This is a genomic window from Hahella sp. HN01, assembly GCF_018986435.1.
Lineage (GTDB): Bacteria > Pseudomonadota > Gammaproteobacteria > Pseudomonadales > Oleiphilaceae > Hahella.
Genome location: NZ_JAHMIN010000007.1, coordinates 41,738 through 55,153 on the forward strand (window position 1 = coordinate 41,738; position 13,416 = coordinate 55,153).

14 protein-coding genes are annotated in these 13,416 nt (G+C 55.0%); 8 read left to right on the forward strand and 6 right to left on the reverse strand.

The annotated features are described in order from the left end of the window. The first annotated feature begins 9 nt into the window (after positions 1-9). Positions 10-747: an AzlC family ABC transporter permease gene (locus KP814_RS08710; RefSeq protein ID WP_216736412.1), complete on the forward strand. Its 738-nt coding sequence runs from the start codon at positions 10-12 to the stop codon at positions 745-747. Further along, a complete protein-coding gene (locus KP814_RS08715) occupies positions 747-1,058 on the forward strand; it encodes an AzlD domain-containing protein (RefSeq protein ID WP_216736413.1) in 312 nt (103 codons plus the stop codon). Before KP814_RS08710 ends, KP814_RS08715 begins: the two co-directional genes overlap by 1 nt. A gap of 69 nt (positions 1,059-1,127) precedes the next feature. Here the strand turns inward: KP814_RS08715 and KP814_RS08720 are convergent, their stop codons facing one another. The 5 genes from KP814_RS08720 to KP814_RS08740 form a co-directional block, all read right to left on the reverse strand. After that, a complete protein-coding gene (locus KP814_RS08720) occupies positions 1,128-1,838 on the reverse strand; it encodes a CARDB domain-containing protein (RefSeq protein WP_216736414.1) in 711 nt (236 codons plus the stop codon). 143 nt (positions 1,839-1,981) lie between these two features. Further along, on the reverse strand, positions 1,982-2,467 hold the full coding sequence (locus KP814_RS08725; RefSeq protein ID WP_216736415.1) for a hypothetical protein: 486 nt from the start codon (positions 2,465-2,467) through the stop codon (positions 1,982-1,984). 345 nt (positions 2,468-2,812) lie between these two features. Continuing rightward, positions 2,813-5,179 (reverse strand): ATP-dependent DNA helicase, encoded by a 2,367-nt coding sequence (locus KP814_RS08730; protein ID WP_216736416.1) that lies wholly within the window; start codon positions 5,177-5,179, stop codon positions 2,813-2,815. After that, positions 5,170-6,831: a VRR-NUC domain-containing protein gene (locus KP814_RS08735; protein ID WP_216736417.1), complete on the reverse strand. Its 1,662-nt coding sequence runs from the start codon at positions 6,829-6,831 to the stop codon at positions 5,170-5,172. The genes KP814_RS08730 and KP814_RS08735 overlap by 10 nt, the downstream gene beginning before the upstream one ends. Before the next feature lie 17 nt (positions 6,832-6,848). Continuing rightward, complete coding sequence (locus KP814_RS08740) at positions 6,849-7,835, reverse strand: GlxA family transcriptional regulator (RefSeq protein ID WP_253938261.1); 987 nt, start codon at positions 7,833-7,835, stop codon at positions 6,849-6,851. A gap of 321 nt (positions 7,836-8,156) precedes the next feature. Between KP814_RS08740 and KP814_RS08745 the strand changes: the two genes are divergently transcribed. Beyond that, on the forward strand, positions 8,157-8,423 hold the full coding sequence (locus KP814_RS08745) for a hypothetical protein (RefSeq protein WP_127968473.1): 267 nt from the start codon (positions 8,157-8,159) through the stop codon (positions 8,421-8,423). A 73-nt stretch (positions 8,424-8,496) separates the two neighbouring features. Here the strand turns inward: KP814_RS08745 and KP814_RS08750 are convergent, their stop codons facing one another. Beyond that, positions 8,497-9,420: an SdiA-regulated domain-containing protein gene (locus tag KP814_RS08750; RefSeq protein ID WP_216736419.1), complete on the reverse strand. Its 924-nt coding sequence runs from the start codon at positions 9,418-9,420 to the stop codon at positions 8,497-8,499. A 248-nt stretch (positions 9,421-9,668) separates the two neighbouring features. On the opposite strand from KP814_RS08750, the gene ehuB reads away from it, so the two are divergent. From ehuB to KP814_RS08775, 5 genes are all read left to right on the forward strand, one after another. Then, positions 9,669-10,496 carry an ectoine/hydroxyectoine ABC transporter substrate-binding protein EhuB gene (gene ehuB, locus KP814_RS08755; protein ID WP_216736420.1) on the forward strand — a complete coding sequence of 276 codons (828 nt, stop codon included), beginning with the start codon at positions 9,669-9,671 and terminating at the stop codon, positions 10,494-10,496. Positions 10,497-10,506: 10 nt separating this feature from the next. Further along, positions 10,507-11,169, forward strand: coding sequence for an ectoine/hydroxyectoine ABC transporter permease subunit EhuC (gene ehuC / locus KP814_RS08760; protein WP_216736421.1), 663 nt, complete (start codon positions 10,507-10,509; stop codon positions 11,167-11,169). After that, on the forward strand, positions 11,166-11,843 hold the full coding sequence (ehuD, locus tag KP814_RS08765) for an ectoine/hydroxyectoine ABC transporter permease subunit EhuD (RefSeq protein WP_216736422.1): 678 nt from the start codon (positions 11,166-11,168) through the stop codon (positions 11,841-11,843). The genes ehuC and ehuD overlap by 4 nt, the downstream gene beginning before the upstream one ends. Beyond that, positions 11,840-12,613 (forward strand): ectoine/hydroxyectoine ABC transporter ATP-binding protein EhuA, encoded by a 774-nt coding sequence (ehuA, locus tag KP814_RS08770; RefSeq protein WP_253938262.1) that lies wholly within the window; start codon positions 11,840-11,842, stop codon positions 12,611-12,613. Before ehuD ends, ehuA begins: the two co-directional genes overlap by 4 nt. A gap of 127 nt (positions 12,614-12,740) precedes the next feature. Beyond that, entirely contained in the window at positions 12,741-13,412 is a 672-nt protein-coding gene (locus tag KP814_RS08775; RefSeq protein WP_216736423.1) for a VWA domain-containing protein, read from the forward strand. Positions 13,413-13,416: the final 4 nt, after the last annotated feature.

A 13,416-nucleotide genomic window follows, 5' to 3' on the forward strand; every position in this document is an offset into this window, starting at 1 on the left:
AGTTCTTTTATGACGACTCACGCATTTGAATCGCCCGGACAGGCGTTCCGAGCCGGCGCACAGAACACGATTCCTTTGATCGTCGGCGCTATTCCATTTGGCATTGTATTCGGCACCCTGGGGCCGGTGAATGGGCTGTCTTTTGAGGCGACGCTGGCGATGTCTTTGATCGTGTTCGCCGGCTCGGCTCAGTTTATTTCCCTGGGTTTACTGGCGGCGGGAGCGTCTCCCTGGTTGATCGTCCTGACTACCTTTGTGGTTAACCTGCGTCATCTTCTTTACGCCGTCACCTTGATTCCCATGGTGCGCACCTTGCCGCAGCGCTGGCGGGCGCCGATGGCGTTTTGGCTGACGGACGAAACCTTCGCTGTTGTCGCCGGCCGCCTGGGCGGCGAGCATACAGGGCAGTTTCATTGGTATTACCTGGGGTCTGCGCTGTCCATGTACCTCAATTGGCAGCTATGCACCCTGTTGGGACTGACCTTGGGCGAGTGGGTTCCTGATATCGAAAACTGGGGCCTGGATGTGGCCATGGCGGTGACCTTTATCGGTATTGTGGCGCCGCAGGTGGTTAACCGTCCTCGCCTGGCGGCGGTGTTGGCGGCTGGCGTCTGTTCGGTATGGTGGCGTGATTGGCCGCATCAGCTGGGGCTGTTTGCGGCGGCGCTGACGGGAATACTCTGCGGGTTGGGCGCGGAAGTGGCGTTGCAAGACCGCAAGTCTGAACTGGCCGAAGGAGGTTGCTGATGGAGTGGGCCATGTTATTGGGCATGATGGCGGTAACCTTCGGCATTCGCTATCTGCCGTTCGCCCTGGCGGATCGGCTGCGTCTTAATCCATGGGTGGAGAGAGCTTTGAGCTATGCGCCGATGGCGGTCCTGTCGGCGATTATTGCGCCTGCTGTGCTGGTTCCGAAAGGCGAGCTTTGGCTTGACTGGCGTAATCCTTATCTGGTCGCGGCGGTCGTGGCGATCATTGTTGCCGCGCTCACCCGAAATCTGCTGGCGACCATCGCCGCGGGCATGGGGCTTTTCGCACTATGGCGGTTTTGGTTGTAACGCGCTTTATCTTTGGGCGGGGACGGCGCTCAGAAGAGCGCCGTTAACCTGCCTCCCGCACAGTGATTACTATCCCTGCTTTTTGTAGATAGCGGTATTATTGCTTTCGTCGCACTCGTCCACTTTGTGGGAATAATCCACCATGAAGTGCAGTTCGGCGTCAGGGTCGAATACCCAATAGCCAAGCCGGAATGCCACGCCAGCGGAAGCTCCCGGCGCCAGTGCGGGGACGGGCTGTACGTTCGATGCGCCCGTACCGGGATCGTAGACGCGTGCGTCCGTTGCCGCAGACATGCTGACGCCCACATTCGTGACGACAATTTTTATGACGGACTCGCCGGTCGTAGAATCCCATACAGGGTCGTATACCGTACGAATTACCAAGTCCGGACCACTGCAATTGCTGACGCAGAGGCAGTAATAACGCTCGCTGACGATAGTCTTTTCACTGGGCGTTCCCATGAAGCAGGCTTTTTTATCACCAAACTGGTTTCCGTAGAGCCACATGTCTCTGTCAGTTGGTGAGGGGATGGTGTCGATGTTGTTCGACTTGCACACATAGGTGGCTTTATGCTCGTCATAGGGAGTCCGTTCACCTTCGGCGCGCCAACCTGTCCAGGCGCGGCAGGTTTTCGGGCAGGTTAAAGGACCCTCGTTTTCATAAACGTTCGGATACCAGCCGGCCTTGTAATGGTTGGAAACGCTGTCCTGAATCGGGTCAGCGAAGGCATTGGAAATCGCAAACAAAAGTGCGATAGAAATACAGCGAAGAAATGTCATGGCGTCCCTCCATCATAATCCTGAAGTGATAAAGGCATCCTGCCCGGGCGTTGAGAGTCCATGCCCGGTATGGGTAGTTTAGATTCGGCGGGATTTTATTGGAAATAACGAAAAGGAACTTATCGGTTTAAGGCGTGACGCTATTACTTCGTTGAGCAATATGCGCTGTTTTTTCTGTCTTTTACGCTTTGCAGCATATGCCAGACTAGGTATGCATGCATTGTTTCCTCGTTATGGAAATCGGCCAGTGATTGTTTGCTAAAGGTATTTATGGATTCTTTGCTGGCATTGTTAGTCAGCCACTTGGAGAAGGAATTAATTAATATCTTCTCCTGATCGGAGCCTTGTTTAACTCTTTGAGCCCGCCCCTCAAGCTGGCCTAGGATAAAGGTGCAAGGATGCTCTGACTCAAGCGCCTTGTCGAAAGTTACCCACATTTTTTCACCGTCGGTATCAATGCAATAGGCCATGCTTCCGCCATCTGAAGGCAGCGCGAGTTCACAAATGTCAAAATCGCCATCGCTATCCTGGATATGACTTATAGCCGCCCCCGACGTGTCACAAGCTGAGAAAAAAGGAGTTGAGATAAGCGCCAGGGTAAAGTGCAAGTAACGGGATACTTTTCTCATGCCAGAAGTATCTTTCCTTAATTTTGGCTCATGAATGTATAGATCTGAGCTCAAGCTTCAATGCTTGAGATCAAATATAAAGGCGCCGGATCTGAAGTTTCTGGTGTAAGCGATCTTAACCCTGCCCGAGCGGCGACGATGCATAATGCCTATTTTGTTGAGAAGTTGTTATTTTTTTTCTGGCGGACTGCCTATCTTTGCCTACACTTAGAAAGACACAGCGAATGCGCAGTCTGCCTCGTCAGACCAGCGGTTCGAACCTCTCGAATGATGTTTTCTTGAACGCTACTCGGCCCCTGCTTGGGGCCTTTTTTTATTCCTGGACCTGGAGCGTCGTATAGCTGCTCAATGGTCATCAGGGGCTGGGTCTTGCGACCAGAATTGAGTAAGACCGGATTGCAGATTTTGACTGCTTCTGACGAGCTTCGGACGCCAATGTTGTGGGGCCAAGGCAGGGTAAGGCGGTTTGGTGAAACGGTCGTCCACCAGGATCACGACGCCTTTGTCTGACTCCGTGCGGATTACCCGTCCTGCGGCCTGCACCACCTTTTGCCAGCCCGGCAATTGGTAAGCGTAGGCAAAGCCGTCCATTCCCTGGCGCTCAAAATAGGCGGAGATCTGCTCGTTGACCGGACTGATCTGCGGTAGACCAGGGCCTAGAATAATGCAGCCCACCAGACTGTCTCCGACCATATCGATACTTTCCCCATAGACGCCGCCAATAACGGTGAAACCCAGCAGCTCGCGGGCCTTGCGGAAGCGGGTGAGAAAACGCTGCTGATCTTCCTGGCTGGCCTGTCGGGTCTGCTGCGCAAACTCTATCTCTGGATACAGCTTGGCGAAGCGCTCAGTGAGCTGCTCCATGTAACTGAACGCTGGCGTGAATACCCAATAGTTTCCAGGTCGGGAGGCGATGCTCTGCTGGATCAACGCGCACACTGCGTCCAATTGCGTGTCCCTGCTGCGCAGCCGGAAATTTAAGTAGGGCGCAATAAACACTCCCAGATGCTCTGGCGGAAAAGGCGACAGGCTACGCAAAAGCTGAGGATTGTCGTCCAGGCCCAATAAGCTCTGGTAGTAATACGGCGGCGTCAGTGTTGCGGAAAACAGGGTGACGCCATGACAGGCCTGCAGCATCGGCCGCAGTAAACGGGCGGGAGACAGACAACGTAGACTCAGGACGCGCTGTTGCTCCCAGTCGCGCTCGAAACAGGCGAAATCGTCGCCGATGCTGGGCGCCAGACGTATCCAGCCCTGTGCGGTGAAAATCGCCTCCTGCACCTGTCGATTCAGCTCCGTATCCGCTGACGCCAGCAAATCCTGGGGCGACATCAGCCAGTGCTCCGCCACGGCGCAAAAATCCTGCAGACGCGCCTCCAGCGCTTGCTGGCCTTTTCCTGGCGCCTGCTCGGGCGTGATATGCATTTGCCTGATGGCTTTGGCGACGGCGCTGGCGTCTTTCCTCAGCGCCTTGCATTGTCGGCCAATACGGTTGAAAGGAGCCTCGGACAGCTCTGCGGAGAACAGATCCCGCGCCCGGTCAGGCAGGTTGTGCGCTTCATCCGCCAGCAGGCCGATACGATTTCGAGTGAAAAGGCTGTCTGATCTGACCTGGGGAGAAAACGCATAGTTATAGTCGCCAATGAGGACATCCACCCAGGGCGCCAGCTCGCCCTGCAAACCGTGAGGGCAGAGATCGTATTTCAGCGCAATCTCGCGCAGGCGTTCGCCATCCAGCCATGCCGCTTCCAGCGCTTCCTCCCTTGCTTCCGGTAGACGTTGATAGAAGTCGCGTCGGCGTGGGCAGTCCAGCGGATCGCAAACGGAGTCACCCCCGCAAATACGGTCGCGGGCATGGAGCTGCAAGGTGCGCAGCGGCGCATTGTCCAGGCGCATATCCTGCGTGGCTTTTAGCGCGGCTTCTTGGGAAGAAGTCTTGGCGGTGATCAGCATCACTTGATCCAGGTGACCTTCCCCCATGGCCTTCAGCGCAGGGAACAGCGTCGCCAGTGATTTGCCGCTTCCAGTGGGCGCCTCTATCAGCGCCTGACTGGCGTCGCGCAGGCTAAGATAGGTTTGGCGCGCCAACTCCCGCTGACCCGGGCGAAATCCGCTATAAGGAAAGTTGAGATCGCGCAGCAGACCGTTACGTTGAAGTCGATGCTCGGTCAGACGCCGATACCACTCTTGCAGACGCTGAAACAGCGTGTCGCTCTCTTGTTCGGCTTCCTCACAGGACATTTCGCTATCAAACTGCGTTTGCTCCATGTCCGGAACGCGCACATAAGTCAGACGCAGCCTGATCGGCGTTAGTGGGGGCTCTGTTTGCTCCCGTCGCCACAGCAGGGCGTACAGCAACAGCTGCAGCCGGTGTCTTTCCGCCAGTCCAAGGGGGATATGCTGAGGGTCCTGGCGCAGCGTTTTGATTTCTTCGAACAACACATGGTCGTCAGCAATGCGGAGGCCGTCTATGCGCCCCTGCAGTTGTAGTTGAAAGTCCGTTTCGGAGAGGGTGATCTTTACCGGGGCTTCGCTGATGTAGTCCGCCGGCCAGCCTTCCTGAACCTGCTTGTGCGCAAGCTGCCCTTCGCGGGCGCTGGCGGTGTCCCGATCCTGATGGTCGAGATCGCCCAACAGCGCAAGAAAATGAGCGGCTTCCCGAACGCTGAGCTTGTAGGAGAGTTTGTCCGGAGGCGAAGTCTTTATAGCCAAGTGACTTGAACCAGTTGGTAAGGGATGCCATTTTGCTCGAACGTCGCCATCCAGCGCTTTTGATTAGGTTGCAGGCTGTCGGTGGGGCTTTTCACTTCCAGCAATTCATAGCCGCCCTGTTCAGGGAAGTGAATCAAGTCTGGAAAGCCGCTGCCGTTCTCCCGCAAGTCCCGCAGCATGCGTTGAAAGACTGCCCGCCAATGCTCGCGGGGAATACGCTGTAGCGCTATCTGCAGGTGGTCTTCTCCTGCTTCCGGCCAACCGACGAATGGATTGCTCAGGCCGAATTTGTCCCGCCATCGCGCCAGTATGACCTCCGGCCAGTCTTCTGCGTTTAATAAAGCGAAAGCGGCCTGGATCTGCGTATGACGCTTCTTGGTGAAGCTGGCGTCGTAAAGATCATGGGGGCGATGCTGATAGGGATGGCTGAAAGCGCCGGAAACCGGGGCGAAGACAGCCGGCCAGAAGGTCAGCCCGAATACCGCATTGAAGAGCCAGTTCTCTACGTAGACACAAACTCCGCCCGCCCCGGCGACCTCCAAGCGCACCAGTTCCTCCACCCGCAACTCGGGATTGGCGGCGATAGTGAGCAAGCGCTGTAGGGGACGGAAAGGCGAAGAACGGTCCTTTGGGCGGCCCAGTGCTTTGGCGCACTTGTCGGTGAACTGCTCAGCGAAAATCAACTCCGCTTCGGTGTAAGGCGAGTCAATGATGCTTGCGCAGATATCGTGCGCCGCCTCATATTTTTCCTGCTTGAACAGAATGCGGGCGCGGCGCTCCCGCGATGGTGGCGTCTCCGTACGCTGGTAAACCTGATACGCTAGATCCAGATCCTGCAGGCGCTCCAGATCACGAGCGACTTTATTGCAGAAGCGATCGTGGCGACGGCGTAGGACGGCGCTATCTCCCGGCGCCGGCGTTCTGGCGACAATATCGGCGCATACGTCGACGCTTAGAGTTTCTAGAGCGGAATATTCGTCCGCCAGCGCCACCAGTTGCTTGATGTGATCGATATCCTCACGTGCGGCGAACAGTCGGTGCTCGGGATCGAGCTGGTAGCTCTCGTAGCGAATGACGCCCAAATCAGAGGTGACGAAGGTGGTCAGGTCCTGATAGAGGTTGCCGAAAAACAGCAGCCGAAACAGCAATACTAAATCGGTATGGTTCAGCTGCAGAAAGCGGAAGTCGCCCTGTTGATAAATGTCCGCGCAGGTCAGCTCAAGTCCTTCCAGCAGTTTGTCGCGTTTGCTGCTGCGAGGGGCTTCCGCACGCCAGTTCTGGCGGATTTCCTCCTTGGTCAACAAGGCCAGTAACGCCGGGGCTTCTGCATCAGGATTGAATTCAATCCAGCCCTTGTCGGCAAGAATATCCAGGTCTTCGCCAAGTTGGGGAATCTCTGTATAAGCCAGTTTGTCGCTACGAAACAGCGGGCCTTTGCGCCCGTACAAGCGCACCAGCAATGCCTGTTGCGTGCGCGTCAGGGAGCGGAAATTCTGGATATAGGCGCTTTCTTCTGCGTTCAGCAGGTTGGCGTATTGAGCCTCCACGCAGCTCAACAGGGTAAGGAAGTTGTCCAGGTAATAAAACGGCTGAAGCGGCGGCGCAGTGACGGGAACATCCGCGTTGGAGAGGGTGGCGTTTGCTTCAGACATAGGGTTGGCTTCGGACATCAGGTTATGCTGCGCCGCTGGAACTTGTTTCGATACTCTTTCGGCGTCAGGCCGGTTTTTTGCCGGAACAGTTTGGTGAAAGAGCTGACGTCTTCATAACCCACCGCTAGCGTGATCTGACTGACGTTGTCGGAGGTTTCCTCCAGGAGCTTTTTGGCCTCTTCCAGACGCAATGTCTGCAGGTAGCCAAGCGGCGTATCGCCGGTGGCGGCCTTAAAGCGGCGCGCCAGAGTGCGTGGACTCATATTGAAGCGTCCCGCCAGGTCGTCGATGCGCACGTCCTGATCGCAGTGCGTTTCCAGCCAGTTTTGCACCCGCAGCACATCCTCATCGCGATGATATTTGCGCGCCCGCATGGAGGAATAGCTGGATTGATAGGTGCGTCCCATATCAATGACGAAGGTTTTGGCGGTCTGCACCGCCACTTCGTGGCCGCAGAAATGTTCGATCAGGTACAGACACAAATCCAGCCAAGCGATGCCGCCGCCGGAGCAGAACACGTTTTCCGAGGCGGTGAGCATTTGCTCCGGCCGCAGGTCCACGCTGGGGTATCGCTGGCGGAACATGTCCACAAAGGCCCAGTGGGTGGTCGCAGTGCGGTTGTCGAGAATGCCAGCTTCCGCCATGAAAAAGGCGCCGGTGCAGTTGCCCGCGATGATTGTTCCCTGACCATTCATGGTTTTCAGAACCTCAATCAGTTGAGGGTTCTGCGTCAGTGTTTTTTCGATATCGCCAGCGATGGAGGGAATAACCAGGATATCGCTCGGCTTAATATCGTCAAAGCAGGCGTCGGCCTGAATCAGCAGCCGGTTATGGCAGCGCACAGGCTGGGCGTCCCGGGTGGCTACGCGGATATTGAACTTGGGATGGGGCTGGCTGCGCTGAATGTGATTCCAGGTGACCCCGGCCATCGCCAGCAAATCCACCACGCCGGTAATGGCGGAAGATACCGCGTAGTCGAAACCGAGAATTGTGACTTGCTGCATGCTTTTACCCGTCATCGCTTGGATTGGCTATATTAGCCTAAAAAATGTCGAAACAGACAGTGTTGGAGCGAGGCGATGCATGACATTCTGCTTTGGCCAACCAGATAGCGGCCTAACAGCTATCCTTTCTGGTTTGATTTGTCTCATACGCACCGCGTCAGCGGTACTTATCAGTCCATGTTCGACGACTCCCATGAAGGCGTCGGGCGTGGGTTTTTTTATGGATAAACCCTCACTATACTCACTATAAGAACTCAGATACGTTGTCTCTTGGTTTTTGCGGAATAAATTATTAGAACAAGCTGTTATAGGAGATCGCCAATGAGTATGGCGGAAGAGAGCCGGCAGGCAAAAATGATTGCGGAGATGCGGGGCTTCATTAAGAAAGTGCTGATGGATCCCACCATTCCGGTTAAGTGCATGGAAATCGCACGCAGGTTGCAGCAGGAAAAAGACGCGGAACGTAAAATGGCTGATGAAATCAGCGCCAGCACCACCATCCGCATTCCAGAAAACATGAGTGATGCGGACAAGCTGTTCCTGGACGTACTCAACGAAGTCTTGGAGGATGAATCGGCGCTGTACTGATTCCCGCAGGCCGGCGTCGCCGGTCTGATCAACGGCGCGCCAGAGTATTAATGACTCTGGCGTCGCACGCTTCTTATTCGCTTATTACCACTTTATACACATACAACTCGGCGTCTTTATCGCTAATCACATAGAGCGTTTGGCTCGTCGGATCATAAGCAACTCCTTCCGCCTTTCGCACTGGCTTGAGCTTGCCGGGCTTTTTCCCAGGCTTGGTCAGCGCCGCAGAGCTTTTAACCCGTCCGCTTGTCAGATCATAGAAATAGATCCTCGCCGCTTTGTCGCTGACGATAGCCAGTAAGTTGTGCTCGGGGATCACGGTCAGGCCGGAGTAGTCGATGTCATCCAGGGCGATATCGTCGTCGCTGACGCCGGTTTCCGCGAGTTTGACGCTGCTTATCACCTTGCTTAGATCGCCGGATAAATGCAGAAGTACGCCGGGATCGCCTTCTTTTATAGCGTAAATGCTTGCGTCTGCGGGGTTCCAGGCGATTCCTTCCAGGCCTTTATTCTCTCTGGTTTGAGAAAAAAAGGTCGCGCTTTGGGCGAAGTCCTCGAAGTCCGATAAGCGACGCTGCGCCACTGGTTCGCCAGACGCGAGGTCGAAAATGAAAAACGCGTTGCTTTCCTCTTTAACCGCGATCAGACGGCGGTGTTCAGGGTCATAGGCGACGCCTTCAAAACCGGATGCAGGCGCATCGATGCTCTTGAGCACCTGTCCCTGACGATCCAGCAGAAATAACTTGGCGGTGTCGTCGCTGACTGTCCAGAGTCCGCCGTTGGCGTCGAGCGTCAGCCCGGATGGCTCCGTTAGCCCTAGGGCCTTGCTTTTAACAGAATGGTGTTCGGCGAACTGCAGGGATATTTCCATGGGCGCCGCCTCTGCAGACAGGTGGATACTGGCGGCCAGCAGCAATGTGAGCCCCGGTTTGCGCGCCATGAAATGACGGAATGGTCTGGCGAAAATATGGGAACAGGAAAACGAATAGCGGCGCATAAGTTTGATGTCGAATATTTATTGGCAAGGTTGGGGCGCTATTGTAATGCAAAACCTGATTGAGACGCCGGTTAACTCCCTGAAAGCCTCTGTTTCAGAGGCTTGCGGAACTGTTGGTGAGGAGGGTTAGGTTGTAAATATCATTAGAATTCAAAATATTTATTGAGAATTAACTTTCACCTACTTATGATTTTTAAGGATTTCGATAGACATTTTTGTTTAGTCATATAAGGAATTCGAGGGAAGTCATGAAAAGTATATTCGCGTTTATATTGTTCGCGCTCTCCACCGTCACAATGGCTGACACTTGGGATGAGATCAGCAAAGAAGGCAAGATCACCCTGGGCGTCGCCAACGAGCGTCCCTATGGATATCTCACTCCCATGGGGGAGCCCGCGGGAGAGGCTCCATCCATCGCCATGTACGTTTTGGACAAGCTTGGTGTGGATGATGTGGAAGTGGTCGTAACGGAATTCGGCTCCCTGATTCCCGGATTGAAAGCAGGCCGGTTCGACGTCATTGCCGCCGGTATGTACGTTAACCCCAAAAGATGCAAACAGGTGTTGTTTTCCAACCCTACCTACACTATCGGCGAAGGCTTTCTGGTGCTTGACGGTAACCCCAAGGGGTTACACGGCTATGGCGACGTGAAAAAAGCGGATGAAGTAAAAATGGGCGTGATGGCTGGCGCGGTTGAATTTGGCTACGCGAAGAAATTCGGCGTGCCGATGGACCGCATTGTGACGTTGCCGGACTATCCTGCTGGCGTAGCGGCGTTGAAAGCCGGGCGCATTGATGCGCTAGCGGGCACCAGTTTGACCATGGCGCAACTGGCGCAGAAAGATGAGCGCGTGGAGTTGGCGCAGCCGTTTGATGAACTGAAGATTGATGGCGAATCTGTCAAAGGCTACGGCGCATTTGGCTTCCGTAAGGGCGATGAAACCTTGCGCGACAACTTCAATCGAGTGCTGGATGGTTTCCTGGGAACGGAGCAGCACGTCAGCATGGTGCAGGAATACGGATTCGGTAAGCACACTTTGCCGGGCGACATCACTACCCAGGAGCTGTGTAACTAAGCCTTATCTCATGGAACTGAGCGAACTGACGCCTATTTTGCTCCAGGGCGCCTGGATCACCCTGAAAATTCTATGCCTGTCTCTACCCGTAGCGGGGGCGCTGGCTTTTATCGCCGGCTTGACGCGACTGTTCGCGCCCACCCCGTTGCGGCAGATGGCGCGGGTATATATTGAGTTTTTTCGCGGCACTTCCGCCTTGATTCAGCTGTATTGGATTTATTTTGTGCTGCCGTTTTTCGGCTTGAATCTGGATGCGATGACGGCAAGCGTCATTGCGCTTGGATTGAATATCGGCGCTTATGGCGCGGAGGTGGTGAGAGGATCTGTGCTGGCTGTGCCCAAAGGGCAGTACGAGGCGGCGGTGGCGTTGAACTTTACGCCCTGGAGCCGGTTATGGCGCATTATTCTGCCGCAGTCGCTGATCAATATGATTCCGCCGTTCGGCAACCTCGCTATCGAATTGATGAAAGCGACCTCACTGGTATCTCTGATCACCATTGGCGACCTTACCTACAAAGCCAAAACCCTGGCGGACGCAACCTTGCAGGTGGGGGAGATTTTTGGCCTGGTATTGCTGATCTATTTCGTGATGGCGCAAGCGATGGCCTTTTTGTTCCGGTGGCTGGAAGCCCGTCTGGGCCGGGGCCTGGATAGAGGAGGCCTGCGCTCATGATAGAACTGGATTGGGACTGGGATTTCACCTGGGAAGTGTTGCCGGATCTATTGAACGCCGCACAGATAACCTTATTAGCCACCCTGCTGGGCAGCCTGCTGGCGATTGGCGTGGGGTTGGCTTTGTCATTGTTGCGACGCAGCCCCTCGCGCTGGATCAGTTGGCCGGTCTACTGGGTGGTTGAGTTCGTGCGCAGCACGCCGTTGCTGGTGCAGATCTTTTTCCTTTATTACGTCATGCCGGAGTTTGGCGTGAGTCTGTCGCCCATGACCACTGGCGTGCTGGCGCTGGGCGCGCATTATGGAGCGTATTTGTCTGAAGTGTTTCGCAGCGGCATCGATGGGGTGGAGAAGGGGCAGTGGGAAGCCGCCAGAGCGCTTAACCTGTCTCAGTTCATAACCTATCGCGATATCGTATTGCCGCAGGCGTTGCGGGCGATGATTCCGGCCACCGGCAACTATATCATCGCCATGTTCAAGGAAACCCCTCAGCTCTCCGCCATCACTTTGCTGGAAATGTTGCAGACCGCCAAAATCCTGGGTTCTGAAAATTTTCGCTACCTGGAGCCGTTCACGCTGGTCGGCTTGCTTTACCTGGCGTTCAGTATTGTCGCTGCGCTGGGCGTACATCAGATCGAGCGTCGTTTTCCCAAAGAAGGATTCAGCCTACGATGACCTCTCCCATTATTGAATTTCAAAATGTAAAAAAGCAGTTCGGCGAACTGGCGTTATTTGAAAATTTTAACTTCAGTGTCGAAGAAGGCGAGATCGTGTCTATCATTGGCTCCAGCGGTTCCGGCAAGAGCACGCTGTTACGCATCCTGATGACCCTTGAGGATATCGACGGCGGTGTGGTCAGGGTGAAAGGCGAGCCGTTATGGCATATGTCCAAAGGCGATCGGCTTGTTCCCGCTGATAAAAAACACCTGCGCAAGATGCGCAACCATATGGGCATGGTGTTTCAGCACTTTAATCTGTTTCCGCATATGACGGCGCGCCGTAACATCACCGAGGCCCCTATGCGAGTGAAGGGTAAATCCCGACAGGAAGCGGAACGGGAAGCAATGGATCTGCTGGCGCTGGTCGGGCTGCAAGATAAAGCGGACAGCTATCCCGCGCAGTTATCCGGCGGACAGAAACAGCGGGTTGGCATCGCCCGCGCTTTGGCCATGCGGCCGGAAATTCTGTTGCTGGACGAAATAACGTCGGCGCTTGACCCGGAGTTAGTGGATGAAGTGTTGGACGTGATTCGCAACCTCGCCAAAGAGCACAGCTTCACCATGCTGCTGGTGACTCACGAAATGTATTTCGCCCGGGAGATAAGCGATCGCGTCTGCTTTTTCGACCAGGGCAGAATTCTCGAAGAAGGGCCGCCGGATAAAATTTTTGTGGCTCCAGAGAAAGAGCGTACGCAAGCGTTTCTGAATGCTTTTATAAGCGCCTGATATCCTTCAGAATGCCCATCTAAACAGGCGTTTTTTTCTATATGTCGGCTATATGACGGGTCGCTTTTATAAATAGCGCTTTGTGTTTCTTTTGCCTGAATTCATCGGATGTAAACGAGGAGTAGGTATGTCTGATACTTTGATACCGGATGTGGTCTTTAATGATAACAACAGCCAGCGCACCCCCTGCGTTCTGGTTCTGGACGGCTCCAGCTCCATGTTTGGCGAGCCGATCAGACAGCTCAACGAAGGACTGAGACTGTTGGAGCAGGCCCTGAAAGAGGACGCCAGCACAGCGATGCGCGTGCAGCTTTTGGTGATCCGCGCAGGCAACCATGATCAGGCGGAAGTGCTGACGGACTGGGTGGATGCGATGGACTTCAACGCCCCCGAAGTGTTCGCCAACGGCACGACGCCGCTGGGCGCCGCCATGAATCTGGCGCTGGATAAAATCGAAGATCAGAAAGCCGCGTATGACGCCAACGGCATTTCCTCCACGCGTCCCTGGATTATCCTCATCAGCGACGGGGCGCCCACAGACTTCGACTGGGAGAGCGTCGCGGATCGTTGCCGCCATGCGGAGCAGAATCGTAAAGTCGTAATTTTTCCCATCGGCGTGGAAGGCGCAACCTTCGAGACGCTCAACCAGTTTTCCAACAAAGGCGCCAAGAAACTGAAGGGCCTGCAATTCCGTGAGCTGTTTGTCTGGCTGAGCCGGAGTATGGCCACTGTATCGGTGTCGTCTCCTGGCGAAAAAGTGCAGTTGCCTGCGACAGACTGGTCCGAAGTCGAAGTTTAATCCT